The sequence below is a fragment of the Pseudomonas sp. AGC41 genome (assembly GCF_057334555.1).
The window spans coordinates 34,373-59,411 of record NZ_JBHFJB010000022.1 but is presented as its reverse complement, the minus strand read 5'-3'; the positions used below and the strand labels follow the sequence as shown (position 1 = coordinate 59,411).

The window sequence follows — 25,039 nt, the reverse complement described above, 5'->3', positions numbered from 1 at the left end:
CACCCTGCCGACCGAAGCCAGCCATATGCTTGAGCGATCATCAGCGGGCACAACCAGTACGCTGGAGCAGCGCCACCTGCGTTTTGACGACGGCCGCCAGGGCAGTCGCAACGACCTCGCTTCGACGCAAGGCGCAGACGGCGAGCCGCATCCGGAGCATGCCCTGCGATCCAGGGTGCTGGTGGTGGACGATAGCCCGGAAATGCTCAGTTATCTCAGCGAGCTTTTGCACAATGATTACATCGTTGTCACCGCAACGGATGGAGAGGAGGCCTGGGCACTCCTGCAGCTTCGACCCATCGATGTGATCGTCTCGGATGTGATGATGCCCAGGCTCGACGGTTTCGGTCTGACCGCCAGAATCAAAGCCAGCGCCGGTTTCGCCCATTTACCAGTAATCCTGGTGACCGCCCGCGGCGGTAGCGAGGCCTGCATCTCCGGGCTGGAAAGTGGCGCCGACGACTATATCGCCAAACCCTTCTCGCCGCTGGAACTCAAGGCTCGGGTACGTGCGGCGCTGCGCATGAGCCAGGTGCAAAGCGAACTGCAGGCAAAATCCCGCCAGGCAGGCATGGCCGAAATCGCCACGACTGTGCTGCACAACGTCGGTAATGTCCTCAACAGCGTGAACGTATCGGCAGAACTGGTCAGCAGCCAGATGCGCACCTCCAAGGCCCAGGGGCTGGGCAAGGTGGCGCGGCTGATGAACGAACACGTCCACGACCTGAGCGATTTTCTGACCACGGACAACAAGGGAAGGATGCTGCCCGATTACCTGCTCAAGCTGGCGCAAGTGGTGACGGAAGAACAGCAGGGCATCATCGAAGAGCTCGGGCAACTCATCAAGGGCATCGACCACATCAAAACCATCGTCGCTGCGCAGCAATCCTATGCCGTTGCTGTCAGTGTCGTCGAGACAGTACCGGTCCCGGAGCTGATCGATGATGCCTTGCGCATGAGTGCCGGATCACTGGCACGCAAGGAGGTGACGGTGGTCAAGAACATCGCCGACTTGCCCCTGCTGTCGCTGGACCGGCACCGGGTGCTGCTGATTCTGGTGAACCTGATCCGCAACGCCAGGCAGGCGCTGGATGGCGTGAGCGATCGCAGCCCCTGCATCACGTTCTGCGCGTCCCTTGTCGACGGATCAGTATTGCGTATCACGGTGGCCGACAACGGCAACGGGATTGCGCCAGAGCACCTCGCGCGGATCTTTTCCCATGGCTTCACCACTCGCAAGGACGGCCACGGTTTCGGCCTGCACAGCTGCGCGCTCGCCGCGCAGGAAATGGGTGGCAGCTTGAGCGTGCACAGCGACGGGGCCGGGCAGGGCGCGGCCTTTATTCTTGATATTCCCCTTGAGGCTGCGCTGGGTAAACGCTAGGCATCTCCCTGGGGGAAACAATCAAAAATCTATTGTCGCCAGAGTGGTTGCGGTCGGAAATGATCCTGGAGGAAACGCAAAAATTTGAGCGTTCTTGCGGGCAGCCCTTCGCGTTGATGCGTCAGCGCAACAATATTGGCCTCTGGCAGTTTCCAACCCGGCAGTAGTCGTATCAACGTCCCCTCCGCCAGCGCATCGGCAACGTCCCATTCAGAACGCATGATGATGCCGTTCCCTTCGCAAGCCCATTGCCGAATAACACTTCCATCGTTGCAGCTCAGCGCTGGGCGGATTCGCACGTTGTGTGTTTTACGCGCGCGTGTGAAATGCCAGAGCGTGACGTCTTCGTTGTTTTCCCGCAGTGCGATGCAGGGCAAGGTAGCGAGCTGGTCGGGATGTTCCGGCAGCCCGTGCTGTTCAATAAAGTCCGGTGAGGCGCATACGTAGCGACGGTTGGGGGCAATGGGATGGCCCACCAGGTTGGAGGTGCGCAGTTCGCCGATATGGATAACGACATCAAAGCGGTCAGTCGCTTCGACCATAGGCTGTTCCGACAGACTCAATGCTATCTCTACATCTGGATGCAGGCGCTGGAAAGCAGCCACCGCGGGTGCCACGTGCAATCGCCCAAATCCGAACGGTGCGTTGATTTTCAGTTTGCCGACGAAGCCACTGCGCCGCTCTTGCAAATCAGCCAATAAGGAATCGAACTGCTCGACCAGCTCGGCCCCACGCTGGCACAAGAACTCGCCCTCATCGGTAAAGCGCAGCTGCCGGGCTGACCGATCCAGCAATCGAATCGACAGCTTTCTCTCCATTTGCTGAAGGCGTTGAGTCACCGCCGAAGGCGTCAGACCCAGCTTGCGTGACGCGGCCAACAAGCTCTCGCTTTCCCGGATGACCAGGAGAAAGCGGAGATCAAGTGTCTCGTTCATTAAGAATCACTGAATATTAGAATTAGGAGGTTTAAATTTTAATCTGAAACTGGAGGCTTAGAATAGCGCTATTCCAGGAGACCAGACATGTCAGCATTCACTCATATCGAAACCCCCGCCTTATTGCTGGAGCGCGATCAACTCGATGCGAACATCCAGCGGATGCGCCAAAAGCTGGCAGCATTCAACGTGGTCTTACGGCCACACGTGAAGACCAATAAATCGTTGGAAGTCACCGAGCGATTGTTTGCCGGCGGGCGCGGCCCGATCACTGTTTCAACCTTGCGGGAGGCCGATTTCTTTTTCGAGGCCGGGTTCACCGACATCTTGTATGGCGTTGGCATTGCGCCTAACAAATTCGCCCATGCCGCTGCATTGATCGGTAAAGGCGCACAGCTCAAGTTGGTACTCGACAATCTGGACACCGCCAGGTTACTGGCCGAATTCGCCGAAACGTCGGGTCATGTTTTTGATGTTCTGCTGGAAATCGATTGCGACGGTCACCGTTCCGGTCTTGGCCCGCAGTCACCGCTGCTGGTGGAAATCGCGCAGTTGCTCAGCGTCAGTGGTGTCAGGGTCAGCGGCCTGATGACACACGCCGGCAAGTCTTACGACAGTCAGTCAATCGCTGAAATCGAAGCCAGCGCCCGGCATGAACGCGCGGCGATTATCGCTGCCAGCCAAATGCTGACGAGTGCAGGCTTCGACCTGTCGATCATCAGTGTCGGCTCGACACCCACGGCACTTTTTACTGAGGATCTATCCGGGGTGACTGAAGTACGTGCGGGTGTGTTCGCCTTCTTCGACCTGGTCATGGCGGGCTTGGGCGTTTGTCAGGTGCAGGATATCGCCGTCTCGGTTCTGACGACTGTAATCGGTCATCAGATTGAAAAAGGCTGGATCATTACGGATGCGGGATGGATGGCACTTTCCCGTGATCGTGGCACCGCCAGACAAGCGGTCGATCAGGGCTATGGCATCGTCTGTGACGCCGCTGGCCAGCCCATTGGCGACCTGATCGTCAGCGCCACCAATCAGGAGCACGGGATTATTTCATCGCGGACCGGGAAGCTTGCAGCATCAAGCTTGCTGCCCTTGGGCACGCTGCTGCGGATCCTGCCGAACCACGCCTGTGCCACCTCAGCACAGCACGCGGGCTATCACGTTTTCAGCGAGGGGCGCAGTGTGGGGTACTGGCCACGCATCGCGGGTTGGTAACTCATTCAGCTGAACTCACAACTTTGACCGATCAAGGAGGGGCCAATGAAGTTGATCGCAGCAGAGAAGTTGCCTGTACCCGGTGGGCATTACTCACATGGGGTCATGGCAGGAAAACTTCTTTTCATCTCCGGCCAGTTGCCGTTTCCACCTGATGCACAAGAGTTCCCCGATGGCGTAGAAGCCCAGGCTATTCAGGCAATGGCAAATGTACAAGCGGTGCTTCAGGCAGCGGGGGCTTCGCTTAGTCACTTGGTCAGCGTGCAAATATACATCGTTGATGTTGCTGACTGGCCGACCGTGAATCTTGCGTATTCAACGCTGATGGGGCCGCACCGTCCCGCAAGAGTGATCATTCCGTGTGGTCCACTGCATCACGGGGCTTTGGTGGAAATTTCAGCAGTGGCTGAAGTTTAAATACTTTTCAAGAAGGGCAGTCGTTATGAATTCGATTGAAAACAATCTTCAGCAAACACCTGTGAAACTCGTCCTGTTCGATTTGCTCACCGCTCTGCTGGACTCGTGGACGCTATGGAATAGCGTGGCAGGTTCCGATGAAATGGGCCGCACCTGGCGTATGGCTTATTTGAAGGCGACATACGGCTGTGGTGCTTACCGGCCTTATGAAACGTTAGTCGAAGAGGCTGCGATCAGTGTCGGACTGGGCAAGGAGGCCGCGCAGAATCTGGAGGCACGCTGGACGCAGTTACAACCTTGGCCTGAGGCCAAACGCGTGCTCACCGAGTTGGCGCCGCACTACAAACTCGGGGTGGTGACCAACTGTTCGGAGCGGTTGGGGCGCATCGCAGCGGATCTTCTGGAAGTGCCATTTGACGTAGTTGTCACTTCTGAACAGGCCGGCTTCTACAAACCCGATGCGGAACCTTACAGGCTCGCCCTGCAAATAGCGCGGGTGGAGCCCGCTCACGCCCTATTCGTGGCGGGCTCTGCTTACGATCTGTTTGGCACGCAGAAAGTTGGCTTGCCAACCTTTTGGCACAACAGAATAGGGCTTGATGCGCCGGAAGGTGCGCCTGATCCGTTAATCATGCGCCCGACCCTGAATAGCCTGGTTGAGGATATTAAAAGTCTGGGCGGCAGATAAACGTGGTGGTGCTCATTCCCGTCATTCTCTGAATCAGTCCCGATAGAGGCGGGCGCTTACAGTGGCGTCTCCACCGGACAGCACCTTCAACCTGCCGCGAACACACGCGGCCTGTAAGTTCAGTTATTCCTGCTCTTACTTCAAAACAAATTCTTCCATCAAAGGAAGGTGTATGTAACGGGTGCTGTGGTCCGAGGACCTCGCACGCGTCCCAAACGAGGTTCCGCCATGTCTGCTGAAACCCAAATCCGCAAACCGTTCTACAAGATTCTGTATCTCCAAGTCCTGTTCGCGATCGCAATCGGCATCCTGATTGGCCACTTCTATCCGGAAACCGGTACCACGTTAAAACCGCTCGGCGATGGTTTTATCAAGCTGATCAAAATGATCATTGCGCCCATCATCTTTTGTACCGTAGTCACCGGCATCGCAGGCATGCAAAACATGAAAGCGGTGGGGAAGACCGGTGGCTATGCGCTTTTATACTTCGAGATTGTTTCGACAATTGCCCTGTTGATCGGGCTGGCTGTGGTCAACGCCGTGCAGCCAGGCGCCGGTATGCATATCGATCCGTCCACGCTCGATGCGTCGGGGATTGCTGCGTATGCCGCTGCAGGCAAAGAACAGAGCTCCATTCAGTTCCTCCTGCACATTATCCCCAACACGATAGTTGGCGCGTTTGCTGAGGGGGAGATCCTGCAGGTGCTGTTTTTCTCTGTACTGTTTGGCTACGCGCTGCATCGCATCGGTGATTATGGTCGGCGAGTGTTCGAGTTCATTGAGAGCATCTCCCAGGTCCTGTTCAGGATCATGGGCGTGGTCATGAAAGTCGCACCCATTGGTGCGCTGGGTGCGATGGCTTTCACTATCGGTAAGTACGGTGTCGGTTCTTTAGTCCAGTTGGGCTACCTGATGCTGTGTTTTTACTTCACCTGCGTGGTCTTCGTACTGGGGATACTGGGTACGATCGCGCGCCTGCACGGGTTCAGCATTTTCAAGTTCATCAAATACATCCGCGAGGAGCTTCTGATCGTCCTGGGTACCTCGTCGTCCGAGACCGCGTTGCCACTCATGATCGTCAAGATGCAAAAGCTCGGTGCGCAGAAATCCGTCGTGGGCCTGGTCATCCCGACCGGTTATTCCTTCAACCTCGATGGCACTTCCATCTACCTCACCATGGCGGCGGTCTTCCTGGCCCAAGCCACCGATACGCCCATGGACATTACGCACCAGATCACGTTGTTGCTGGTCTTGCTGATCACTTCAAAGGGCGCGGCGGGTGTAACGGGCAGTGGCTTCATTGTCTTGGCGGCCACGCTGTCGTCAGTGGGCCATGTGCCGGTGGCGGCGCTGGCCTTGATTCTGGGGATAGACCGTTTCATGTCCGAAGCGCGGGCGTTGACCAATCTGATCGGGAATGGCGTGGCCACGATCGTGGTTGCCAAGTGGTGTGGGCAGTTGGACGAAAAGGTGCTTCAAAAAAGGCTGGAAGAGGGCCCTGGAGTGGCGGCTGTCGCTTCGTCGGCAACGCCAGTCGCCTAAGAATCGCAGGGCTGAGGTTGTAAAAAAAGGGACCGCTTTAAAGGGGAGCAGCATCGTCCTGCAACTCGGGCGTGATTTCAATGAGTAGGCTATCGTTCAAGCGGGCGCATGTTTTAACGTGCGTGAATAGCAAAACAAAATAAGGATAGGTTATGCACTCATCCGCTATTTTTGCTGCGGCTGCGCCTGGTCGTTCGCTGCTGCTCTCGCTCGGTCTGCTTGCTGCGGGTATCACCTCGGGCGCATGGGCTGAAGACTATCCCCACGCCCAGGAACCAATTGGCACCGTGGAGCAGATCTATGACGGCGCCATGCTTTCCGATCTGGCGGTCAGTACCTACCGTAATATCGACCGGCTGTTTCCTACCCATAGGATCAAAGCCGGCGCTCACCCGTATGCGCTGCCGAAATCAGACAAACAGTTGCCCAACGTTCGCTTCACTGTTGGCGACAAAAAGTACGACCTGTATGACTTCGTCGCATTGGACAGCATTACCGCGATGCTGGTGCTCAAGGACGGCAAGATCGTGTTCGAGACCTACCAGCGTGGCAACACCGAGAAAACCCGATGGATGTCGATGTCGATAGCCAAGTCCATCACCTCCACGCTGGCGGCTGCAGCGATCAAGGACGGCCTTATCAAGGGCCTTGATGCACAAGTGGTGGACTACGTTCCCGAGCTCAAAGGCAGCGCCTACGAAGGCGTGACCGTACGCAACGTGCTGATGATGTCTTCGGGCGTTAAGTGGAACGAGACCTACACCGATCCGGCGTCCGATCGTCGCGCGCTACTCAAAGCGCAGATATCGCAGAAGCCGCGTTCGGCCATGACCTTGATGGCAAGTTTGCCACGAGCGGCCGAGCCCGGCACTGCCAACACTTACAGCACTGGCGAAACGCAGGTACTCGGCGAGATCGTCCGTGGCGCTGTGAAGATGCCGCTGGCCGATTATCTATCGGAGAAGATCTGGCAGCCGTTCGGTATGGAGAGTGATGCCCGGTGGTGGCTCGATTCGCCTGACGGGGTGGAAATCGGCGGCAGTGGTATCAGCGCCACGCTGCGGGATTATGGACGCTTCGGGCTGTTTTTCATGAACGGTGGCAAGATCAATGGCACGTCGATTCTGCCCGAAGGCTGGGTCAAGGAAGCGACGCTGCCGACCACCCTCAAAGGCGGCAAGTCCCTGGACTACGGTTACATGTGGTGGACGGCGTGGACCGAGCCGTCGGTGAAAGACGGCGCCTATTCGGCGGTCGGTATCCAGGGCCAGAACATCTACGTCAACCCTGCCAATAACGTCGTGATTGTCACCTTCGGGGCCCAGCCCAAGCCGGTGGACAAAGAGCCGATCGACCCGATGGTATTCTTCGATGCCGTGGTAACTGCGTTGAAGTAGATTCGCGCGTCAAGATAGAAAAGAAAATAAAACGGGGGACAGGTTTATTGCGAAAAATAAATCTGTCCCCTTTTCACTATAAATTGAGCCACGACCCATCAGGGAGCCCATGCCATGATCGATCTAAGCACTTGGAACCTGACCATACCGGTCGGCACGCCTGCCCGAGTCATCGAGACGCCACGCCTGGTGGACGGTTACTCGGATGCGTATTTCCGCTCCGGCAATACGTTGTTTTTCTGGGCGCCGGTGACGGGCGGGACTACGTCCAGATCCGAGTTTCCACGTAGCGAACTTCGCGAGACATACAAGAACGGTGAGCTGCGCAATTGGACGTACCCCGAAGCGGATCACCGGATGACGGCCAGCCTGTCCGTCAACCAGGTGCCGTCGGAAGGCAGGGTGGTGATCGGGCAGATTCATACCTATCAGGGCAAGGGCCCGCTGCTCAAGGTGGAGTATGTCTATGACAAGGCTCGGAAGACCGGCAGCGTGATTGCCAACTATCGCCTCAAGCCGGGCAGTACGGACACCAAGGTGGTGATCGTCGAGGATGTCGAGTTGAACAAGCGGTTCACCTACGAGGTTCGTTTGAGCTCGGCGGGCTACCTGAATGTTATTTCCCAAGGATATCGGTGGGGCAGGCAGCTCAGCAAAAGCTGGCAAGGCAAACAGCTATATTTCAAGGCTGGCGTATACACCTTGGATAACACCGGCTACAAGTCCGAAGGCGGCCGGGTAACGTTCAACAAGCTGGAGGCCAGGCACAGCAAGGGTTGATTCGGTAGGCTCGATTGATTGCTTTATCTCAAGCGTTCTCTTCAATCCTGCGCACATCACCCAAGGAGTCGCGCTGCATCGACTGCAGGTTCTTTTCGATGGTTTCGCACAGCGCCTCCATCTGAATCTGATGTTCGCTGTGGCGAAACGGGCTTTGCAGATCGGTGCCGATGCGCTCGATGGCCAGCAGCATGAACCCAACCACGGTCGAAGCCAGCGGCGTGAACCAGCCCAGGGATTCCACCAGTCCAACCGGCACAATCAGGCAGAACAGCGAAATAAACAGCCGTGGAAAATACACATAAGGGTAGGGCAGCGGCGTATTCGCGATCCGCTCCATGCCGCCCTGACTGTTGGACAGGTCCACCAGCGTCGACTCAAGACGCGCCAGGCGAATACTGTCCAAGTGTCCGGCCTTGTATTCGCGCGCGAGCAACGTCGCCGAGCCGGTGAGGATATCGTTGGCAAAGTTATTGGTCGTGCCGCTGCGGGCAAACTCTTCGTCCGGAATAAACGCCCGCACCTCCTCGGGACAAGGCTGGCCTTGCAGATGCGCGGCGAGGCAATTCACATAAGCGACGTGGCGACGCAACAGGGTCGACTTGACCGGATTCACCTCGCTGCCGGGGTCGTCCAGCAGCGTTAGCACCTGACGGGCGAAGCTGCGTGAACTGTTGATCATCGTCCCCCACAGCGTCCGTGCTTCCCACCAGCGGTTGTAAGCACTGCTGTTGCGGAAACTGATCAACACCACCAACGCCGAGCCAAGCAAGGTCAGCGGCATCAGCGGCAGGTTCAACTTGGCGTTGAGAAACAGCATGAAGTCCACCGTGACGGCGATGTCCCAGAGCAACAACCAGAACAAAGCCCAGCCCACGTAGCCCATGGTCTTGACGATCAGACGGTAATTTTTGACGATGGCAGCTTTCAAACGGAAACCTCGTGGCGAGCAGTTAGCTTAAACGCTTAAGCTCGGACGATGCTTGGGGGCAAAGGTTCGGTTGACGCAGGAAGCATGACATTCTGGCCGATGAGATTGGCAAGCAGCCTTAAAAAGGGGCAGATTTATTTCCAGCCAACAAATCTGTCTCCCTTTTCAGCGCTTTTCACCGCGTTCGCTGCAGAACAGTGGTCGGTAATCGGTGTCGTTGCCCGGGAGGGCGCTATCCGCCCGTAATGGTATCCAACTCGCAACGGATGCCGTGCGGTGTCCCTATTCTTTAACGAACTTCAGGCATGCGAACCCAGTCTTGATTTGCAGCTGTTGAATGGGTTCGACGCTTTCCTGGTCGCCGACTTTCTTGACAACGCCTACGCCGCAAAAATATTCGTCGCGATTGAAGATAGGAAGAATGCCTGTCCTGGGCTTGCTCCAAGAGCCTTGGACCAAGGTATACGTGGCGCCGTTCTGTGGAGTGAAAGAGAACGGTATCTGGCAAACGCTGCCTCCTGCCACCCGCCCATAGGTCAGGATCAGCTCCTTATTCACGGCGACCCGAGATTCGATATGGTCGCCGTTAGAGGGCAGGATGGTGTAACCCGCATAGCATCCATTGTCGCTGAACGTCATGGCATCCAGTCTCGCACCATTACCAGCCTTGAGGCGAACCGTTGCGGAGGGTTCACCGGGGGCGGGAACGACATACTGCTTGCCCTGCAAAAACGAAGTGCAACCGCTAATGACCAACACGCCGGCCAGCAAGATACATTGGCTCGGCTTTTGATTGAGGTGCATCCATCTCTCCTTGATTATATTGGGTGCCCTAGTCATCCCGGGGCTTGGGACTGCCGAATAGCGGGCTGATATTTCGGTCCTTAAGCTTTGCTTAAAGAGCAGCCATACGTCTACTTCTGGCCGAAAGTTACCGGTTGCGAAGGGCACCAACCGGCCAAAAGCGGCGTTCGATCCACTACCTTCAGCCGAAGAGCTGAAAACCTCTCGATCAGTGAAAGCTAGTCTCTAAGGGTACGCATTATTTCCTCGACCACCGGCTTCGTGTATTTCTCACTGGGGTCAGTTTCTGGTGGGTCGTTACTGCGGAACCATTCACCTTGATCGAATGCTTGGTAAAGCGAGAAAGCGGGCTGAGGCATGTCGTTAGTCATGCCTACTTCAACCACGGTATTTATGATCCCGTTCATAATGCCGTTGCAAAAATCATAGAGCAGAGATCCTTGTAGATAGCCTTCCGCAACCGCGACGGACAGCTCGTTCAGCACATCATGCGGTGCAACGGCGAACCTTTCGCAAATGGGGACAAGATCACTCAGCGTTAAACCGTCTGCTTCCGCTTTCACCGACAGTTCCTTGAGTTCGATCTTCGGAAACACCATGATCATGAGCTTCTTCCGGTTAGGTGCGAAGATAGCGCTTACAGAGTGGCCGCACAGCGCTGCTACACGTCAGTTCCATGCTGCAATACGGATTCATGGTTGGTCAACTTCAGCTACAGGCAATGTGCGCTTCGGGTCGATAGCGGTCATACACGACCGGCAGCGATCGAGCCGGAGCGGTCTTTTACTTTGCCTGTCCCTGCCGCCGACACGACAATATCAGCATTGAAGACGCCCTTCGTTGTTTCAACTCCAGTTAGCTTCGCGCTCTGGGTCACAAAACCCAGAGCTCGCGTATGAGTGAGAATCTTCGTCCCATAGTTCTGTGCCCCGGCGACCAACGCATGCGTAGCTGCCACTGGGTCGAGTGCGCCTTCTTGAGCGGCACGAGGTATTGATCCAGGCGAATGCGCTTGCGGTTACTCCTGATGCTATATCTCCAGCCTCGATCACCAGCACATTCGCGCCTTTCCTCGCCAACTGATACGCCCACGATGCCCGTGCCAATGACAACTACGCGTTTGCCCTGCATATCACTTTCGTTACTGCCGACGTGAAAAATCAAATACGTCGTCCTATCCGCCTGTCAAGGCTGGAGAGCCGACTGCCTCGACTGGCGACTCAACCCAGGCGTCTTGCCCGTGACGCGCTTGAAAGCGCGGCTGAAAGCGGCCTGAGAGGTGTAGCCCAGGCGCTGCGCCACTTCTTCGATTGGCAGCCTTTCGAGCGTCAGCCACTGGCTCGCGAGCCGCATCCGCAGTTCGGTGACGTAGCGCAGCGGGGCCATGCCGATCGTCGCCTGGAAACGGTCGGCGAAGACCGAGCGTGAGGTATTGCATTGCTCCGCCAGCTGCGCAACGGTCCAGTCGCGGCCCGGTTGTTGATGAAGCGCGAGAAGGGCATTGGCCAGGCGTGGATCGCGCAATGCGGCGACCAGGCCAGAGGCATTACCGCACGCGCACTCCACCCAACCGCGCACGACCATGGCCGCCACCACGTCGGCCAATCGCGCGAGGATGCCGGCGAAACCGACACGTGCGGCGCTGGCTTCGCGTTCCATGGTGGTCAGGATAGGCATCAGTCCGGGGTAACGCTGTCCGCCCGCATCAATCAGCATCAGGCCCGGCATCAGCCTGCCCAGGCCATGGAGGCTGCCCAGTTCGAACTCCATGCAGCCGCTGAACAGAATGGTCGTCGGCGTGGGGCTGGCATCGTTTCCGGTATCCACCGCGCTGACGGCATCGCCGAGGGGAGCGCGGTCCAGGCGATCGATGTCCTGAACCGGCGCGTCCACATGGGACAGTAGTTGGTGGGCCGCCCCATGGGAAATGAACACGGCATTGCCGGCCGACAGCGCATAGATGGTTCCGTCCTCCATCCGCAGCAGTGCATTGCCGACCGCCAGGAAATGGAACCAGGCGTGTCCGGGTTTGGCAGCGAAGCCCAGGCCGAAGGCTGGACCGGCCTGGATACGCCGGTACTCGACGCCGCGCAGGCGCATGCCGCGCAACAGCTCGTTGATGAGATCCGAGGAGAGGGCAAACTGATCGGTGTGCATGGTTCAGGTGTTTTGATCAAAAAGTTGAGGTTTTCGATCATAGATCATCCGGTTTCGCGCGCCTAGACTGCGGGTCGCAATGAAATTCGGAGATCCGTGCAATGACTGAGTGTGTATGTAATGCCGTACCCGGCAGCCGTTCCGGCGTCGGGCCGGATGTGGAGCCGACAACCCCCGCATGGATGGCCGTGTTCTCGTTGGCAATGGGCGTGTTCGGATTGCTGACCGCCGAGTACCTTCCGGCCAGCCTGTTGACGCCGATGGCGAGCGACCTGGGCGTGTCCGAAGCGCTGGCTGGCCAGGCGGTCACGGTGACCGCAGTGGTTGCGTTGTTCGCTGGCCTGCTGGTGCCAGGCCTGACCCGCGGCATCGATCGCCGCTGGGTGCTGCTGGGGTTTTCCATGTTGATGATCGCATCCAATCTGCTGGTCGCCGTGTCCTCCAGCCTCGCGGTGTTGTTGCTGATGCGGATCTTGCTGGGCATCGCCCTTGGCGGGTTCTGGAGCATGGCGGCAGCGGTGGCGATGCGCCTGGTACCGGCGGCTTCGTTGCCCCGAGCGCTGTCGATCATTTTCAGCGGCATCGCCATCGGAACGGTGGTTGCGGTCCCGCTGGGTAGCTACCTGGGCGGGCTGTATGGCTGGCGCAGCGCATTCTTTGCCGCGGCGGCGGTAGGTGTGGTGACGCTGGCTTTCCAGTCGTTCACGCTGCCGCGCCTTGCGCCACGCAGGCCGGCACGCCTGCGCAGCGTACTGGAGGTGTTGCGACGCCCGGGCATCGCCATGGGCATGTTCGCTTGCGTGCTGGTGCACAGCGGGCATTTCGCGATGTTCACTTATATCCGCCCATTTCTCGAAGGGACTACCGGCATCGGCCCGCAAGGGCTGTCGCTGATGCTGCTGGGTTTCGGTGTGGCGAATTTCGCCGGCACGCTCCTGGCCGGGTGGCTGCTTGAGCGCCATCCGCTGGCCACCCTGGTGTTGATGCCGGCGCTGGTGGGTTTTGCTGCACTGGCGCTGGTACTGTTGCCGGCTTCGGTGCCGGGGCAGGCGGTGCTGCTGGCGATCTGGGGCCTGGCCTTTGGCGGTGTGCCGGTGGCGTGGTCGAACTGGGTCGCCAGCGCGGTGCCTGATCAGGCGGAAAGCGCCGGAGGCATGGTGGTGGCGTCCGTGCAGTCGGCCATCGCAACGGGCGCTGCCGGTGGCGGTGCGATGTTCAGCCTCGGTGGCAGCGCCGGCGTATTCGTCGCGGCGGCTGTGCTGATGCTGCTGGCTGCGTTGCTGATTGCGTTGCGGGTGCGGGTTCCTTCTACTCATGAAAATGCGAACCGTGGCCTGCCAATCTAGACCGATTATTTCTTACAGTTATTTATATAGGTCCGGTTCGCATATCCGCGACCATCAAAGCGGCGCTATGGCCCACGTTATTTCCGCTATGAAAGCGCAATCGACGTAACAGCCGCAAAGCTGACGCTTTTCGCCCCGTCAGCTCTGTTCGAGCATGCATTCCCGCTGTTGGATAGTCATCTTGTCGTGTTCGGCTCAAGCCTTAGAATCCGCCCCATCAGCTTCGTCCAACTCTCGATACTCGAAAGGAACACACCATGATGAATGCCATGCAGATGCAAATGCCGATGAACGCCAACATGCCGATGATGCCGATGATGGGCATGCCGATGATGATGGCGACCATGACCTGCGAAATGATGGATGACGGCATGATGTGCAAAATGATGCCCGCCGCCGGCATGGACATGGCCATGTTCAAGAACAGTGCCGACATGATGCAGATGATGATGAACTGCGGCATGCCGATGATGATGCATTGCGGCAACATGAGCATGATGTGCATGTCCCAGGCGAGCATGGCCATGCCGATGGCAAGCATGATGATGCCTGTGCCGATGATGGGTATGCCGATGCCATCGATGAAGTGCGTGATGGAATGTACGGTGATGGCTGATTGCATGATGTGCAAAATCATGCCGATGGCCGGCATGAACATGGACATGATGAAAAACTGCTGCGCGTTGATGATGAAAATGATGAACGACTGCGGTATGCCGATGATGATGAGCTGCAATGGCATGCCGATGATGTGCTGCACCTGCTGATTTCATGTGGCGAGAGAGCTTGCTCCCTTGCCACGATGGATCGTGCCAGCTTCAAGTGAGACGCGGCCGGGCTTTTGTTCGGCTGTTTTTTTCAGTCCAGGCGTTCCGGGTAGGTGACCACCAGGTAGGCCACCGCTTCGCTGTCTGCCGGGTTGCGATAACGGTGTGGCTGGTCGGCATAGAACAGGATCGAGTCGCCGGTGGAGAGCAGGTAGCGCTCCTCGTTGACGCTGATCTCCAATACGCCTTGGGACACCACCAGGTTTTCCTGGACACCGGGGCCGTGACCTTCGGATTGTTCTTCTCCCAGCGGGCTCAGGCGCAGCTCGTAGAATTCCGACTGACGTGCGACATCGAAAGGGAACAGGGAACGGCTGACGAAGGCGCCATTGGCGCTGACCAGGCGTTTGCTCTGGCTGGCCGACAGCACTGCGACCCCTTCGAAAGCCCGGTGCTCGAGGAACGCCGCCACCGAGACTTTCAGACCCTTGGCAATTTTGCACAGCACCTTGATCGAGGGCACGCTGCGCCCGGATTCGATCTGCGCGAGCATGGCCCGGCTCACCCCGCATTGGCGAGCGAGGGCATCCAGGGACAGATGCCGCTTGCTGCGCAGGCGTTGCAGGTTCTGCGCAACCCGCTCGCTGATCGGATCTTCGTCCAGCGCCTCCAACTGATTCAAATCCACTTCTGGTTCTTCGGCGCTCGCCAGAAAACGCGAGGGTTCCTGGGCGCTCACGCGTGATAGGTCCTGGTCGGCTGGGAGGCTTGGACCCACTGGAACGCCTGGTAACCGGCGTTACGTGCGTACATTTCCCACATGGCCCGCGCCAGTGCCTGGGCCTGCTTGCGTTTGCGGAACTGGACGAAGTCGATAACGTTGCAAGTCGGTTTCATAGGGCCTTCGCTGTCATGACCAATGGCGGAATGAACTGAGAGTACGTGGTTATGGTTATAACCATAAATACTGATTGTTTATTTATTAATTCTTTAAAGTTATTAATGAAGCCGCTGTCAAATCACCTGTGCACGCTGCAATTCAGTCAGGGCCAGCGCCTTGAGCTGGGCCAGCAACGGGTCGCGTCGATCCCGCGGATGGTCCAGTTGCACCGTCAGCTCCTGGCGAATGCTGCTGGGGCGGTTGTCCATCACCAAGACCCGGTCACTCAGGTACAACGCCTCGTCGACATCGTGGGTCACCAACAACAGGGCGATGGCGTGCCGCTCGGCCAGTTGCAGCAAGAGGTCCTGCAGTTTCATCCGGGTAAAGGCGTCCACGGCACTGAAGGGTTCGTCCAGCAACAGCACCCGCGGTCGCGAGTACAGGCCGCGGGCAATCGCCACGCGTTGCGCCATGCCGCCGGACAACGCCTTGGGCAAGGCGTCGGCAAAACCGTTGAGGCCAACTTCGTCGATCAACTGCGCGACCCAGGCCTGGTCGTAATCATCGTCATCACTGAAGCCGATGTTCTGTTGCACCGTCAGCCACGGCATCAGCCGTGCTTCCTGAAACACAAAGGCGAGCTGTTCGGTGTGGCTGAGCAGTTGCCCTTCGAAGTCTTTTTCCAGGCCGGCGACGATGCGCAGCAAGGTGCTTTTGCCACAGCCGCTGGGGCCCAGCAGGCTCACGGTTTCCCGGGGCTGCAGCTGCAGGTGGATATTATTGAGCACGGTGGTGGCGGCGAAGGTCTTGCGCTCGACGTGGATATCCAGCAGGGCTTGGGTCATGGCTCAGTCCTCGGTGCCAGTGAAGGTGTCGCGCCAGGCCAGGAAGCGTTTTTCCAGGCCGGCTAGGATGCCGTCGCTGAGCTTGCCGAGCACGGCGAGCGCGATGATGGCCGCCAGGACGATGTCCGGCCGTGAGGTTTCGCGTCCATCGCTGAGCAGATAGCCCAAGCCTTTGGTGGCGGCAATCAGTTCAGCGGCCACCAGGAACATCCAGGCCAGGCTCATGCCGCTGCGCAACCCGGTGAACAGGCCGGGCAGGGCGGCCGGCAGGAGAATCCGCCGCACCAGGCGGCGGCGGTTGAAACCATACATATGGCCGACTTCCACCAGCTTGCGGTCGATGTTGCGAATCGCTGCCACGCCATTGAGGTAGACGGGAAAAAACGCGCCGATGGCGATCAGCACCACTTTCGAGGTTTCGTCGATGCCCAGCCACAGCAGGAGCAACGGCACCCAGGCCAGGCTGGGAATCGAGCGCAGGCCGGCGAAGGTCGGTTCCAGATAGGCTTCGGCTTCCCGGCTCAAGCCAACCCAGGCGGCGAATACCAAGGCCAGGCCGGCGCCGATGGCGAAGCCCAGCAATACCCGCAACAGGCTGGCGCTGATGTGTTTCCACAGCGCCCCTTCGGCGAGGTCGCCGAGGGTCAGGGCGATCTCGCTGGGGGCTGGCATCTGGTAGGAGGGCAGCCAACCGCTGCGCACGATGATCTCCAGGAATACGATGATCAGCACCGGCAGGGCCAGCCCCTTGAGACGCAGTCGCCAGTCGGCATTGAACAAGGGCGCCTTGCTTGTTGTGGGCAAGGCCAGGCGCGGGCTGGAAAGGTCTTTGCTGTTACTGCTCATGGCGGTTCTCCGGCAACGCCGAATCCGCGCCAGGCGCGGATCGGTTGTCGCCTGGGCAATGGTTATTTAAGGGCCACGGCCTGCTGGCGGCCGGTGTCGAGCAGTTGCTCGATGACCTGGTCCACATTCACCCCGCGACGCACCAGTTCCTCGGAAACCAGAATCGGCGCGGCGGCCTTCGAGGCCAGCACGTCCTTGGCGCTCAGTTGTGGGTTGCCCAGGTCAGTGCGTGACAGCTGCAACCTGGCCACTTCCAGCGGCAGCCCCGATTCGTCGGCCAGCAATTTGGCCAGCTCTTGCGGATGGCCTACCGCCCACTCACGGGCCTGTTCGTAGGCAGCGAGCACGGTGTTGATGGTCTGCGGATGCTCCTTTGCATACTTTTCGGTGACGCTGACCACCCCGTAGCTGTTGAAGTCGGGGTTGCGATAGAGCAGGCGCGATCCGGCCTGGACTTCACTGGCGGCCATGTGCGGGTCGAGGCCGGCCCAGGCGTCGACGTCACCTTTTTCCAGGGCGGTGCGCCCGTCCGGGTGCTGCAGGTGGACGAGTTCTACGTCGTCTTTGTCCAGCCCGGCCTGTTGAAGACTGCGCAAGGTGAACAGGTAGGGATCGGTGCCTTTGGTGGCGGCGATTTTTTTGCCCTTGAGGTCGGCGATTGTCTGGTACGGCGAATCCTTGCGCACCACCAGGGCGGTCCATTCGGCGCGGCTGTAGACGTAGACCGACTTGATCGGGCTGCCGTTTGCCCGGCTCAGCACGGCGGCGAGGCTGGCGGACGAAGCGAAGTCGACGCCGCCGCTGTTGAGGTATTCCAGGGAGCGGTTGCTGCCCTGGCTCAAAACCCAGCTCACCTTGGTCTGGGGCAGGGCCTTTTCCAGATAGCCGAAATGCTTGAGCACCAGGCTCACCGGCGAGTAATAGGCGTAGTCCAGATGCACTTCAGCCGGTGGACTTTCTGCGGCCAGGGTCATGGACGGCAGGCCCAGCACCAGAGCGCAGGCGCTGAACAGGTATCTGGCGCGGGCCAGGGAGAAGCGGAGGGCGGGTTTCATCGAGCGGCTCCAGACAAGGCGGCAAGAAGGCAATATTCTTATTTCCGAAAGATCGGCAAGCAGGAGGAAATCCCGCTGGAATGGAATATTGCAGGCTCTGTGCCACAGCCGGAGAAAGGGCGGCTGGCGGGGGCGCGAGGGGGTGGACGTTTGGAGGGCGATGTTGCCCAGTCAACAGTCTGCTGCGGCACTGTTGGACTGCAGACAGCGGTCGCAAGTGACTTATGAGCTTATGCCTTAAAAGAATTTCTGAGTTGAATTACAAGAGCGTTAAGTTCTAAGAAATTCATTCAGGAGTCTTTTCATGAAGCCCCGCCAATTCTTGCAACGTCTACTGCTCAGCACGTTATTTGCCGCACCGTTGGCCCAGGCCGCCGAGCCATTGGTACTGCATGTTGGCGACCAGAACTATTACAACGTGCGGGCTTCGGTGGAGGCTTCGGGTGTGCTGGAAGGCGCCCCCTATCGCGTCGACTGGAAGCACTTCCAAGCGGCCGCCCCACTGGCCGAGGCGCTGAGTACCGGTGACCTGGACCTGGGTTTCCTCGGCGATTCGGGCTTTCTGTTCCTGGCCGCCAAACAGGCACCGGTGAAGTTGATCGGCGTCTCGCGGCAGAACCCTGACACCATCGCGCTGCTCGTGCCCAAGGACTCGCCGGTCAAGACCATCGCCGACCTCAAGGGCAAGAAGGTCGCCTATTGGCCCGGAGCCTGGAGTCAGCAACTGACACTGCGCGCCCTGGAACGGGCCGGCTTGCCGGAAGACCACGTCGACTTCATCAAGCTGATGCCCATTGATGCAGCCGCTGCCTTGCCCCAGGGCAGCATCGATGCCTTTCCGGTGTGGGAGCCCTACATCTCGCAACAGATCCTCTTCTCCGGCGCCCGGCCGATCCTGACAGCGAAGGACCTCATGCCCGGCCTCAGCGCCATTGCCGCCTCGACGCCGGCCATCGACAGCAAGCGTGAAGCCATCGCCGACTTCCTCGGCCGCGTGAAACAAGCCCGCGCCTGGGTCGACAACCACACCGACCAATACGCCGACCTCTGGGCAAAGAAGGCCAATCTTGACCAGGACGTCTCGCGCCATTGGTTGCGCCAGGCCCACATGAGCGTCGGTCCGGTGGACCAGCAGTCCGCCGCCGACCTGCAGAGAACGGCGGACTTCCTGTTCAAGGTCAAGGCGCTGCCGGCTCCGCTGGCCACTGCTGGCGTTATCGACACGTCCTTCAACCAAGCCTTCAGCCATTGAACATTGATGAGCGATGGCCGGTTCCGGACCAAGCCGTCGGCTGGGTGTTGGCAAACGGTCCCGAGCGAACGTTCGTACTGTTTGTTATCGAACAATTGATCAACACCGGTGTTGGGAGGCAGTCACCCTGATTGCGCGGTTTCGTGAGTAACTCACTGTAAATAAAGGGATTTTCCAACTGGCATGAATCATGTTGAGACAGCAACGAGAAAGCGCCCGGATGGGGTGCTGAACCCATCGAGCAGGAGTTCCCATGCCACGTGAAATTCGTTTCAATGCCTTCGAGATGAACTGCGTCGGCCACCAGTCTCCAGGGCTCTGGCGACATCCCCTGGATCGTGCCTGGCAGTATAAAGACCTGGATTACTGGACCGACCTGGCCAAATTGCTGGAGCGCGGCAAGTTCGACGGCATCTTCATTGCCGATGTGATCGGTATCTACGATGTGCTCGGCGGCAATGGTGACGCCGCGATCCGCCAGGCGACCCAAGTCCCGGTCAATGATCCGCTGGCGCTGATCACGCCGATGGCATTGGTGACCGACCACCTGGGTTTCGGTCTGACCGCCTCGTTGACCTTCGAGCATCCCTATCCCTTTGCCCGCCGCCTGTCGACATTGGATCACCTGACCAAGGGGCGCATCGGTTGGAACATCGTCACATCTTACCTCGACAGCGGTGCGCGTAACCTCGGCCAGAAGGCGCTGAGTGATCACGATGCACGCTACGACTACGCCGACGAATACCTTGAGGTGCTCTACAAACTGTTCGAAGGCAGTTGGGAGGAGGGCGCGGTGGTGCGCGACCGTGAGCGCGGCATCTTCAGCGACCCGGGCAAAGTCCATGAGATCCGTCACCAGGGCAAGCACTTCCAGGTCCCGGGTATCCACCTTTGCGAGCCGTCGCCGCAGCGCACGCCGGTACTCTACCAGGCGGGGGCATCGAGCCGTGGCAAGGATTTCGCCGCCGGCCATGCGGAATGTGTATTCGTCGCGGCGCCGTCGAAGGTAATCCTGAAGAAGACCGTGGCCGATATCCGTCGACGTGCCGCCGAGGCCGGGCGTGATCCGCGCAAGGTGCTGATCTTCAACCTGCAAACGGTGATCGTCGACGAGACCGATGCCAAGGCACAGGCCAAGTGGCGGGAGCTGAAATCCTACAGCAGCTATGAGGGCGCGCTGGCGTTGGTTTCCGGCTGGACTGGCATCGATTTCAGCCAGTACCGACCCGACCAGGTGCTCAAGCACATCCATACCAACGCCATTCAATCGGCCGTGGAAACCTTCTCGACCGCCGACCCCGACAAACAATGGACAGTCCAGGAACTGGCCGATTGGGTCGGCATCGGCGGCTTTGGTCCGTTGATCGTCGGCGGCGCGCAAACCGTCGCCGACGAGTTGCAGGCCTGGGTCGAGGAAACCGATGTGGACGGCTTCAACCTGGCCTACGCCCTGGCCCATGAGACCTTTCGCGACGTGGTCGAACTGCTGGTGCCCGAACTCCAACAACGCGGCGTGTACAAGACTGACTATAGCCCTGGCACCCTGCGCGAGAAGCTGTTCGGCGACGGCCCGCGCCTGCCCGCCAGCCACCCGGGCGCTGGTTATCGGGACTTGAATCGCCTGGCCCAGCGCGCTCGTGTCGCTGAGCCAGACCTGGTTGAGGAGTGAGCGCATGAGTGTTTTCGAACTCAATGCTCCATTGCCCGAAAGCGTGACGGACAGCGCCCTCGTGGCGTTGCAGCGCTGGGCCAGGGAGCGTCCGACGCAGATCGCCTTGCGTCATCGACGCCTCGGCGCCTGGAAGGCCTGGCGGTGGATCGATGTGCAACGTGAGGTCGAGCGGGTTTGCGATGGCTTGCGCCAGCAAGGCTTCGTTCCAGGCGCGCGGTTGGCACTGAGCGGTGCCTTCGAGCCGAGCCTGCTGATCCTGACGTTGGCGGCGCGCCAGTTGGGTGGACACAGCGTGGTCGTCGACCGCGACAGTCAGGGCGAGGATCTGCAACGCCAGTTACGTCTGATCCGCCCGGCGTTCGCCTTTGTCCAGCGCCGCGAAAGCGTCTCGCACTGGCTGCAGTGCGGACTGGATGAAGAGTGGCCGCTGCGGCTGTATTCGGCCCAGGCCAGTGCGACGCGTCGTGGCCTGTGGCAGGTGCAATCACTGTCGGTGCTGTTCGTCACCGAGGCGCCGGCAGCGCAGCGCCAGGGCTGGGCCCAGGTCGCCAAGGACGCGGTGGTATGGATCGATGAAGGCACTGAATGGCGTGATGGGCTGACTCATCTGTTCCGTCGCTGGCTGGAGGGCGGCGAAGGCCTGGCCTTTCCGGAAGCGCGCGAGTCAGCCAGCCGCGATCGCCGCGAGATTGCCCCGACGGCCTTGCTGTTGTCCGCTGCGCGAGTCGAATCGCTGGCGGCGGAAATCGAAGCCCGGCTGCCGATTGCGGGCAGTTGGCGGCGACGCCTCTGCGAATGGACCCTGGATGATCCGCGACGTGGCCTGCGCCGCTGGCTCAAGGCGCGGGTGCGGCGCCTGCTCGGGTTCCAGCGGCTGCGCCGGATCGAGGTGCCAAGCGCGCCCGCAGACGCCTTGTTGCAAGGCTCGGCGCGCCAGGCCTGGTTGCAGGAATATCTGGAGCGAGCAGCATGAATGCGCTGTTGGAGGTGCGTAATGTGTCGCTGTCGTTCAGGGGCGTGAAAGCGATTTCCGACCTCTCGTTCAGCGTCAGGCTTGGCGAGATCTGCGCGTTGATCGGGCCGAACGGTGCGGGCAAGAGTTCGCTGCTGAACATCCTCAACGGGGTCTACCGGGCCGATGCCGGCCAGGTGTTCTTCGCTGCCGAACCGTTGCGCCGTCCGCATCCACTGAAAGCGGCGCGGCTTGGTATCGGCCGGACGTTCCAGAACAACGCGCTGTTCAAGAAAATGAGCGTGGTGGACAACCTGCTTACTGGCCTGTCGCGCTTGCAGCGTACGTTTTTTCTCGAGCAGGCCTTGGGCTTGCCGCGAGCCCGGCGCGAGGCGCGGGCGTTCGCCGAGCGGGCCGAGCAGGTGCTGGAGTTTCTCGAACTGCAGGCCTGGCGTGACGTCGCGGTAGGCAGCCTCGCCTACGGTTTGCAGAAACGCGTTGAGCTGGGCCGGGCACTGATCGCGCAGCCAACTCTGCTGTTGCTCGACGAACCGATGGCTGGCATGAACGCTGAAGAAAAACAGGAGATGAGCCGCTTCATCGTCGATATCAATCGTGACCTTGGCACCACGGTGATTCTCATCGAACACGACATTCCGGTGGTCATGGGGCTGTCCAGCCATGTGGTGGTGCTGGACTACGGACGCAAGGTCGGTGACGGCACGCCCGCGCAGGTGCAGGCCAACCCCGATGTGATCGCCGCTTACCTGGGGGCCTCGCACTCATGAACTTCTTTCTGGAAACCCTGGTTGGCGGTCTCCTGGCCGGCACCCTGTATTCGCTGGTGGCCATCGGTTTCGTGCTGATCTACAAGGCCAGCGGCGTGTTCAATTTTGCTCAGGGCGCGATGCTGCTGTTCGCCGCGCTGACCTTCGTCAGCTTGCGTGAGCAGGGCCTGTCTTTTGCCCTCGCGTTGGTCCTGACGGTGCTGGTGATGATCGTCGGCGCATTGTTGATCGAGCGCCTGGTGCTGCGGCCGTTGGTCAACCGATCGCAGATCACCCTGTTCATGGCCACCCTCGGCCTGTCGTTCATCATCGAGGGCCTGGCCCAAGGACTGATGGGCGCCCAGGTGCGCGCGCTGGACCTGGGCATCGAGGACGTCCCGCTGTTCGTGGGGGAGATCATGGTCAGCCAGTTCGACTTGATGGCCGCCGCAGTGTCCGGACTGACGGTGGCGGTGCTGGCCTTGCTGTTCAACCAGACCCGCATCGGGATCGCCCTGCGCGCCGTGGCCGATGATACCCGTGCGGCGTTGTCGCTGGGCATCAACCTCAATCGCATCTGGCAGATTGTCTGGGCCGTGGCCGGGGTGGTAGGCCTGGTCGCCGGGTTGCTCTGGGGCGCGCGGCAGGGCGTGCAGTTCTCGCTTTCGCTGGTGGTGCTCAAGGCGCTGCCGGTGCTGATCATCGGCGGCTTCACCTCGATCGGCGGGGCCATCGTCGGCGGGCTGATCGTCGGTGCGGCGGAGAATCTTGCCGAGGCTTATATCGGTCCGCTGATCGGCGGAGGCATCACGCCCTGGTTCGCCTATTTCCTCGCCTTGATCTTCCTCTACATCCGTCCGTCCGGCCTGTTCGGCGACCGGATTATTGAACGGGTATGACGCCATGACCGCTACTGTTGCGCGCCTCACTGCCAACTTCGACGACGCCCCCCTGACCCTGGTGCGCCGGCGTTGGCGGCCGGGCCTCTTGTTGCTGCTACTGGTGGCTTTTATCGGGTTGCCGTGGCTGGGTAATGACTATTGGCTCAACGCGATCCTGATTCCCTTCCTGGTGCTCTCGCTGGCAGGCGTGGGGTTGAACCTGTTGACCGGCTACACCGGCCAGACGTCGGTCGGTGCCGCCGGCTTCATGGCCGTGGGCGCGTTCGCCACATACGGCCTGCTGCTGCGCGTGCCCGGGCTGCCGTTGCCACTGGCGCTGCTTGGCGGTGGGGTGATTGCCGGGTTGGTCGGGCTGCTGTTTGGCATCCCCAGCTCCCGGATCAAGGGCTTCTACCTGATGGTCACCACGCTGGCCGCGCAGTTTTTCCTGGAGTGGGTGTTTGCCAAGTTTCCCTGGTTTTACAACTACGCCTCGTCCGGCACCATCAGCGCGCCACGCCTGGAGCTGTTCGGCCATAACCTCGGCACCCCGGTCGGGCGCTACCTGTTGACCCTCAGTTGCGTGGTGCTGTTGACCTGGGTGGCGGTCAACCTGGTGCGCAGCCAGATTGGGCGCAACTGGATGGCCATCCGGGACATGGACACCGCTGCCGCTGTCATCGGGATCGCCGTGGAGCGTGACAAGCGCATGGCCTTCGCCGTCAGTTCGTTCTACCTCGGAATCGCCGGGGCGCTCTGGGCGTTCGCGTACCTGGGGACGGCCAGTGCAGGCAGCTTCGACATCAATCGTTCGTTCCAGATTCTGTTCATCATCATCATCGGTGGCATGGGCAGCATTGCCGGCAGCTTCATCGGCGCGGCCTTCATCAGCCTCGTGCCGATCCTGCTCAGCCATGCCGGCCTATGGCTGTTCAACGGCAACGTCGACGCAGGGCAACTGCAGAATCTGCAGAAGGTGCTCTTCGGTGGCCTGATCATCTGGTTCCTGATCAAGGAGCCGGAAGGGCTGGCACGCCTGCTTGGCGACCTGCGTGAACGCATCAAGGTCTGGCCGCTGCGGTTCTGAGCGCGCCCCACAACCCAACGAACCTTGACCCTACCGAGGGAAAGGAGGTTTCCAACACTGCACAAGACCCAATCGAGAAGACAAACATGCATGCAACTTTAAAACGCAGCCTCGCTGCCGTCGGCCTGGCACTCGGCGCCTGCGCAACGCTGATACCGGTTGCCCAGGCGGCCAACGAACAGTTCTTCCCCCTGGCCACCTACCGGGTCGGCGCCTATGCCTCCAGCGGCATTCCGGTGTGGGCCGGAATGATCGACTATCTGCGCTACATCAACGAGGTAGAAGGCGGGATCAACGGCGTCAAGCTGGTCTGGCAGGAGTGCGAGACCGAATGGACGGCGGAAAAAGGCATCGAGTGCTACGAGCGCTTCAAGAACGGCCTCAACGGCGCGCCAGTGGCGGTCTACCAGCCCAACGGTGCGCCGGCGGCCGA

General features: G+C 59.7%; 25 protein-coding genes and 3 pseudogenes. 17 read left to right on the top strand and 11 right to left on the bottom strand.

The window, feature by feature from the left end; translation table 11 throughout:
- Nucleotides 1–25: 25 nt before the first annotated feature.
- Nucleotides 26–523, top strand: a pseudogene (locus ACE04F_RS03055) (response regulator transcription factor); the annotation flags it as partial.
- Nucleotides 524–1,384 (top strand): sensor histidine kinase, encoded by an 861-nt coding sequence (locus ACE04F_RS03050; protein WP_486104980.1) that lies wholly within the window; start codon nt 524–526, stop codon nt 1,382–1,384.
- A 29-nt stretch (nt 1,385–1,413) separates the two neighbouring features.
- Here ACE04F_RS03050 and ACE04F_RS03045 read toward each other — a convergent pair whose 3' ends face one another.
- A complete protein-coding gene (locus ACE04F_RS03045; protein WP_486104756.1) occupies nt 1,414–2,319 on the bottom strand; it encodes a LysR family transcriptional regulator in 906 nt (301 codons plus the stop codon).
- Nucleotides 2,320–2,406: 87 nt separating this feature from the next.
- Between ACE04F_RS03045 and ACE04F_RS03040 the strand changes: the two genes are divergently transcribed.
- From ACE04F_RS03040 to ACE04F_RS03015, 6 genes are all read left to right on the top strand, one after another.
- A complete protein-coding gene (locus ACE04F_RS03040; RefSeq protein WP_486104754.1) occupies nt 2,407–3,537 on the top strand; it encodes an alanine racemase in 1,131 nt (376 codons plus the stop codon).
- A 45-nt stretch (nt 3,538–3,582) separates the two neighbouring features.
- Nucleotides 3,583–3,954, top strand: coding sequence for a RidA family protein (locus tag ACE04F_RS03035; protein ID WP_486104752.1), 372 nt, complete (start codon nt 3,583–3,585; stop codon nt 3,952–3,954).
- Between the two features lie 25 nt (nt 3,955–3,979).
- Nucleotides 3,980–4,642, top strand: coding sequence for an HAD family hydrolase (locus ACE04F_RS03030; protein ID WP_486104750.1), 663 nt, complete (start codon nt 3,980–3,982; stop codon nt 4,640–4,642).
- Between the two features lie 228 nt (nt 4,643–4,870).
- Nucleotides 4,871–6,184, top strand: a complete 1,314-nt coding sequence (locus ACE04F_RS03025; protein WP_486104748.1) for a dicarboxylate/amino acid:cation symporter — start codon at nt 4,871–4,873, stop codon at nt 6,182–6,184.
- Nucleotides 6,185–6,336: 152 nt separating this feature from the next.
- Nucleotides 6,337–7,581 carry a serine hydrolase domain-containing protein gene (locus tag ACE04F_RS03020; RefSeq protein ID WP_486104746.1) on the top strand — a complete coding sequence of 415 codons (1,245 nt, stop codon included), beginning with the start codon at nt 6,337–6,339 and terminating at the stop codon, nt 7,579–7,581.
- 114 nt (nt 7,582–7,695) lie between these two features.
- A complete protein-coding gene (locus ACE04F_RS03015) occupies nt 7,696–8,361 on the top strand; it encodes a polysaccharide lyase family 7 protein (protein WP_486104744.1) in 666 nt (221 codons plus the stop codon).
- A 28-nt stretch (nt 8,362–8,389) separates the two neighbouring features.
- On the opposite strand, the gene ACE04F_RS03010 is transcribed toward ACE04F_RS03015, so the two are convergent.
- The 5 genes and pseudogenes from ACE04F_RS03010 to ACE04F_RS02990 form a co-directional block, all read right to left on the bottom strand.
- Entirely contained in the window at nt 8,390–9,292 is a 903-nt protein-coding gene (locus ACE04F_RS03010) for a bestrophin family protein (RefSeq protein WP_486104742.1), read from the bottom strand.
- Between the two features lie 282 nt (nt 9,293–9,574).
- Nucleotides 9,575–10,096: a hypothetical protein gene (locus tag ACE04F_RS03005; RefSeq protein ID WP_305495187.1), complete on the bottom strand. Its 522-nt coding sequence runs from the start codon at nt 10,094–10,096 to the stop codon at nt 9,575–9,577.
- 218 nt (nt 10,097–10,314) lie between these two features.
- A complete protein-coding gene (locus tag ACE04F_RS03000; RefSeq protein WP_486104740.1) occupies nt 10,315–10,701 on the bottom strand; it encodes a hypothetical protein in 387 nt (128 codons plus the stop codon).
- A gap of 176 nt (nt 10,702–10,877) precedes the next feature.
- Nucleotides 10,878–11,227: pseudogene (locus ACE04F_RS02995) on the bottom strand (FAD-dependent oxidoreductase); the annotation flags it as partial.
- A gap of 54 nt (nt 11,228–11,281) precedes the next feature.
- Nucleotides 11,282–12,253, bottom strand: coding sequence for an AraC family transcriptional regulator (locus tag ACE04F_RS02990; protein ID WP_486104738.1), 972 nt, complete (start codon nt 12,251–12,253; stop codon nt 11,282–11,284).
- A gap of 101 nt (nt 12,254–12,354) precedes the next feature.
- On the opposite strand from ACE04F_RS02990, the gene ACE04F_RS02985 reads away from it, so the two are divergent.
- Both ACE04F_RS02985 and ACE04F_RS02980 read left to right on the top strand, forming a co-directional pair.
- Complete coding sequence (locus ACE04F_RS02985; protein WP_486104736.1) at nt 12,355–13,599, top strand: MFS transporter; 1,245 nt, start codon at nt 12,355–12,357, stop codon at nt 13,597–13,599.
- A gap of 257 nt (nt 13,600–13,856) precedes the next feature.
- Nucleotides 13,857–14,366, top strand: coding sequence for a hypothetical protein (locus tag ACE04F_RS02980; RefSeq protein WP_486104734.1), 510 nt, complete (start codon nt 13,857–13,859; stop codon nt 14,364–14,366).
- 91 nt (nt 14,367–14,457) lie between these two features.
- On the opposite strand, the gene ACE04F_RS02975 is transcribed toward ACE04F_RS02980, so the two are convergent.
- From ACE04F_RS02975 to ACE04F_RS02955, 5 genes are all read right to left on the bottom strand, one after another.
- Entirely contained in the window at nt 14,458–15,048 is a 591-nt protein-coding gene (locus tag ACE04F_RS02975) for a helix-turn-helix domain-containing protein (protein WP_434605107.1), read from the bottom strand.
- A 53-nt stretch (nt 15,049–15,101) separates the two neighbouring features.
- On the bottom strand, nt 15,102–15,263 hold the full coding sequence (locus ACE04F_RS02970) for a hypothetical protein (protein ID WP_434604390.1): 162 nt from the start codon (nt 15,261–15,263) through the stop codon (nt 15,102–15,104).
- A gap of 117 nt (nt 15,264–15,380) precedes the next feature.
- Nucleotides 15,381–16,094: an ABC transporter ATP-binding protein gene (locus ACE04F_RS02965; RefSeq protein WP_486104731.1), complete on the bottom strand. Its 714-nt coding sequence runs from the start codon at nt 16,092–16,094 to the stop codon at nt 15,381–15,383.
- A gap of 3 nt (nt 16,095–16,097) precedes the next feature.
- On the bottom strand, nt 16,098–16,940 hold the full coding sequence (locus ACE04F_RS02960) for an ABC transporter permease (RefSeq protein WP_486104729.1): 843 nt from the start codon (nt 16,938–16,940) through the stop codon (nt 16,098–16,100).
- A 62-nt stretch (nt 16,941–17,002) separates the two neighbouring features.
- Nucleotides 17,003–17,995 carry an aliphatic sulfonate ABC transporter substrate-binding protein gene (locus tag ACE04F_RS02955; protein ID WP_486104727.1) on the bottom strand — a complete coding sequence of 331 codons (993 nt, stop codon included), beginning with the start codon at nt 17,993–17,995 and terminating at the stop codon, nt 17,003–17,005.
- A 304-nt stretch (nt 17,996–18,299) separates the two neighbouring features.
- Between ACE04F_RS02955 and ACE04F_RS02950 the strand changes: the two genes are divergently transcribed.
- From ACE04F_RS02950 to ACE04F_RS02920, 7 genes and pseudogenes are all read left to right on the top strand, one after another.
- Nucleotides 18,300–19,247: an ABC transporter substrate-binding protein gene (locus ACE04F_RS02950; protein WP_486104725.1), complete on the top strand. Its 948-nt coding sequence runs from the start codon at nt 18,300–18,302 to the stop codon at nt 19,245–19,247.
- A gap of 253 nt (nt 19,248–19,500) precedes the next feature.
- Complete coding sequence (locus ACE04F_RS02945) at nt 19,501–20,916, top strand: LLM class flavin-dependent oxidoreductase (RefSeq protein WP_486104723.1); 1,416 nt, start codon at nt 19,501–19,503, stop codon at nt 20,914–20,916.
- A gap of 4 nt (nt 20,917–20,920) precedes the next feature.
- Nucleotides 20,921–21,892, top strand: a complete 972-nt coding sequence (locus ACE04F_RS02940) for an AMP-binding protein (RefSeq protein WP_486104721.1) — start codon at nt 20,921–20,923, stop codon at nt 21,890–21,892.
- Entirely contained in the window at nt 21,889–22,659 is a 771-nt protein-coding gene (locus tag ACE04F_RS02935; protein WP_434652175.1) for an ABC transporter ATP-binding protein, read from the top strand. The genes ACE04F_RS02940 and ACE04F_RS02935 overlap by 4 nt, the downstream gene beginning before the upstream one ends.
- Complete coding sequence (locus ACE04F_RS02930; RefSeq protein ID WP_434652174.1) at nt 22,656–23,537, top strand: branched-chain amino acid ABC transporter permease; 882 nt, start codon at nt 22,656–22,658, stop codon at nt 23,535–23,537. The genes ACE04F_RS02935 and ACE04F_RS02930 overlap by 4 nt, the downstream gene beginning before the upstream one ends.
- 4 nt (nt 23,538–23,541) lie before the next feature.
- Entirely contained in the window at nt 23,542–24,606 is a 1,065-nt protein-coding gene (locus tag ACE04F_RS02925) for a branched-chain amino acid ABC transporter permease (RefSeq protein ID WP_486104718.1), read from the top strand.
- A gap of 86 nt (nt 24,607–24,692) precedes the next feature.
- A pseudogene (locus ACE04F_RS02920) lies at nt 24,693–25,039 on the top strand (ABC transporter substrate-binding protein); the annotation flags it as partial.

Coding starts and splice junctions, on each gene's coding strand:
- ACE04F_RS02925 (WP_486104718.1), top strand. CDS start 23,542: ATGACCGCTACTGTTGCGCGCCTCACTGCCAACTTCGACGACGCCCCC.
- ACE04F_RS02990 (WP_486104738.1), bottom strand. CDS start 12,253: ATGCACACCGATCAGTTTGCCCTCTCCTCGGATCTCATCAACGAGCTG.
- ACE04F_RS03040 (WP_486104754.1), top strand. CDS start 2,407: ATGTCAGCATTCACTCATATCGAAACCCCCGCCTTATTGCTGGAGCGC.
- ACE04F_RS02985 (WP_486104736.1), top strand. CDS start 12,355: ATGACTGAGTGTGTATGTAATGCCGTACCCGGCAGCCGTTCCGGCGTC.
- ACE04F_RS03045 (WP_486104756.1), bottom strand. CDS start 2,319: ATGAACGAGACACTTGATCTCCGCTTTCTCCTGGTCATCCGGGAAAGC.
- ACE04F_RS02935 (WP_434652175.1), top strand. CDS start 21,889: ATGAATGCGCTGTTGGAGGTGCGTAATGTGTCGCTGTCGTTCAGGGGC.
- ACE04F_RS03000 (WP_486104740.1), bottom strand. CDS start 10,701: ATGATCATGGTGTTTCCGAAGATCGAACTCAAGGAACTGTCGGTGAAA.
- ACE04F_RS02960 (WP_486104729.1), bottom strand. CDS start 16,940: ATGAGCAGTAACAGCAAAGACCTTTCCAGCCCGCGCCTGGCCTTGCCC.
- ACE04F_RS03025 (WP_486104748.1), top strand. CDS start 4,871: ATGTCTGCTGAAACCCAAATCCGCAAACCGTTCTACAAGATTCTGTAT.
- ACE04F_RS02940 (WP_486104721.1), top strand. CDS start 20,921: ATGAGTGTTTTCGAACTCAATGCTCCATTGCCCGAAAGCGTGACGGAC.
- ACE04F_RS03015 (WP_486104744.1), top strand. CDS start 7,696: ATGATCGATCTAAGCACTTGGAACCTGACCATACCGGTCGGCACGCCT.
- ACE04F_RS02970 (WP_434604390.1), bottom strand. CDS start 15,263: ATGAAACCGACTTGCAACGTTATCGACTTCGTCCAGTTCCGCAAACGC.
- ACE04F_RS02955 (WP_486104727.1), bottom strand. CDS start 17,995: ATGAAACCCGCCCTCCGCTTCTCCCTGGCCCGCGCCAGATACCTGTTC.
- ACE04F_RS03030 (WP_486104750.1), top strand. CDS start 3,980: ATGAATTCGATTGAAAACAATCTTCAGCAAACACCTGTGAAACTCGTC.
- ACE04F_RS03020 (WP_486104746.1), top strand. CDS start 6,337: ATGCACTCATCCGCTATTTTTGCTGCGGCTGCGCCTGGTCGTTCGCTG.
- ACE04F_RS02945 (WP_486104723.1), top strand. CDS start 19,501: ATGCCACGTGAAATTCGTTTCAATGCCTTCGAGATGAACTGCGTCGGC.
- ACE04F_RS02980 (WP_486104734.1), top strand. CDS start 13,857: ATGATGAATGCCATGCAGATGCAAATGCCGATGAACGCCAACATGCCG.
- ACE04F_RS03035 (WP_486104752.1), top strand. CDS start 3,583: ATGAAGTTGATCGCAGCAGAGAAGTTGCCTGTACCCGGTGGGCATTAC.
- ACE04F_RS03050 (WP_486104980.1), top strand. CDS start 524: ATGAGCCAGGTGCAAAGCGAACTGCAGGCAAAATCCCGCCAGGCAGGC.
- ACE04F_RS03005 (WP_305495187.1), bottom strand. CDS start 10,096: ATGCACCTCAATCAAAAGCCGAGCCAATGTATCTTGCTGGCCGGCGTG.
- ACE04F_RS02965 (WP_486104731.1), bottom strand. CDS start 16,094: ATGACCCAAGCCCTGCTGGATATCCACGTCGAGCGCAAGACCTTCGCC.
- ACE04F_RS02950 (WP_486104725.1), top strand. CDS start 18,300: ATGAAGCCCCGCCAATTCTTGCAACGTCTACTGCTCAGCACGTTATTT.
- ACE04F_RS02930 (WP_434652174.1), top strand. CDS start 22,656: ATGAACTTCTTTCTGGAAACCCTGGTTGGCGGTCTCCTGGCCGGCACC.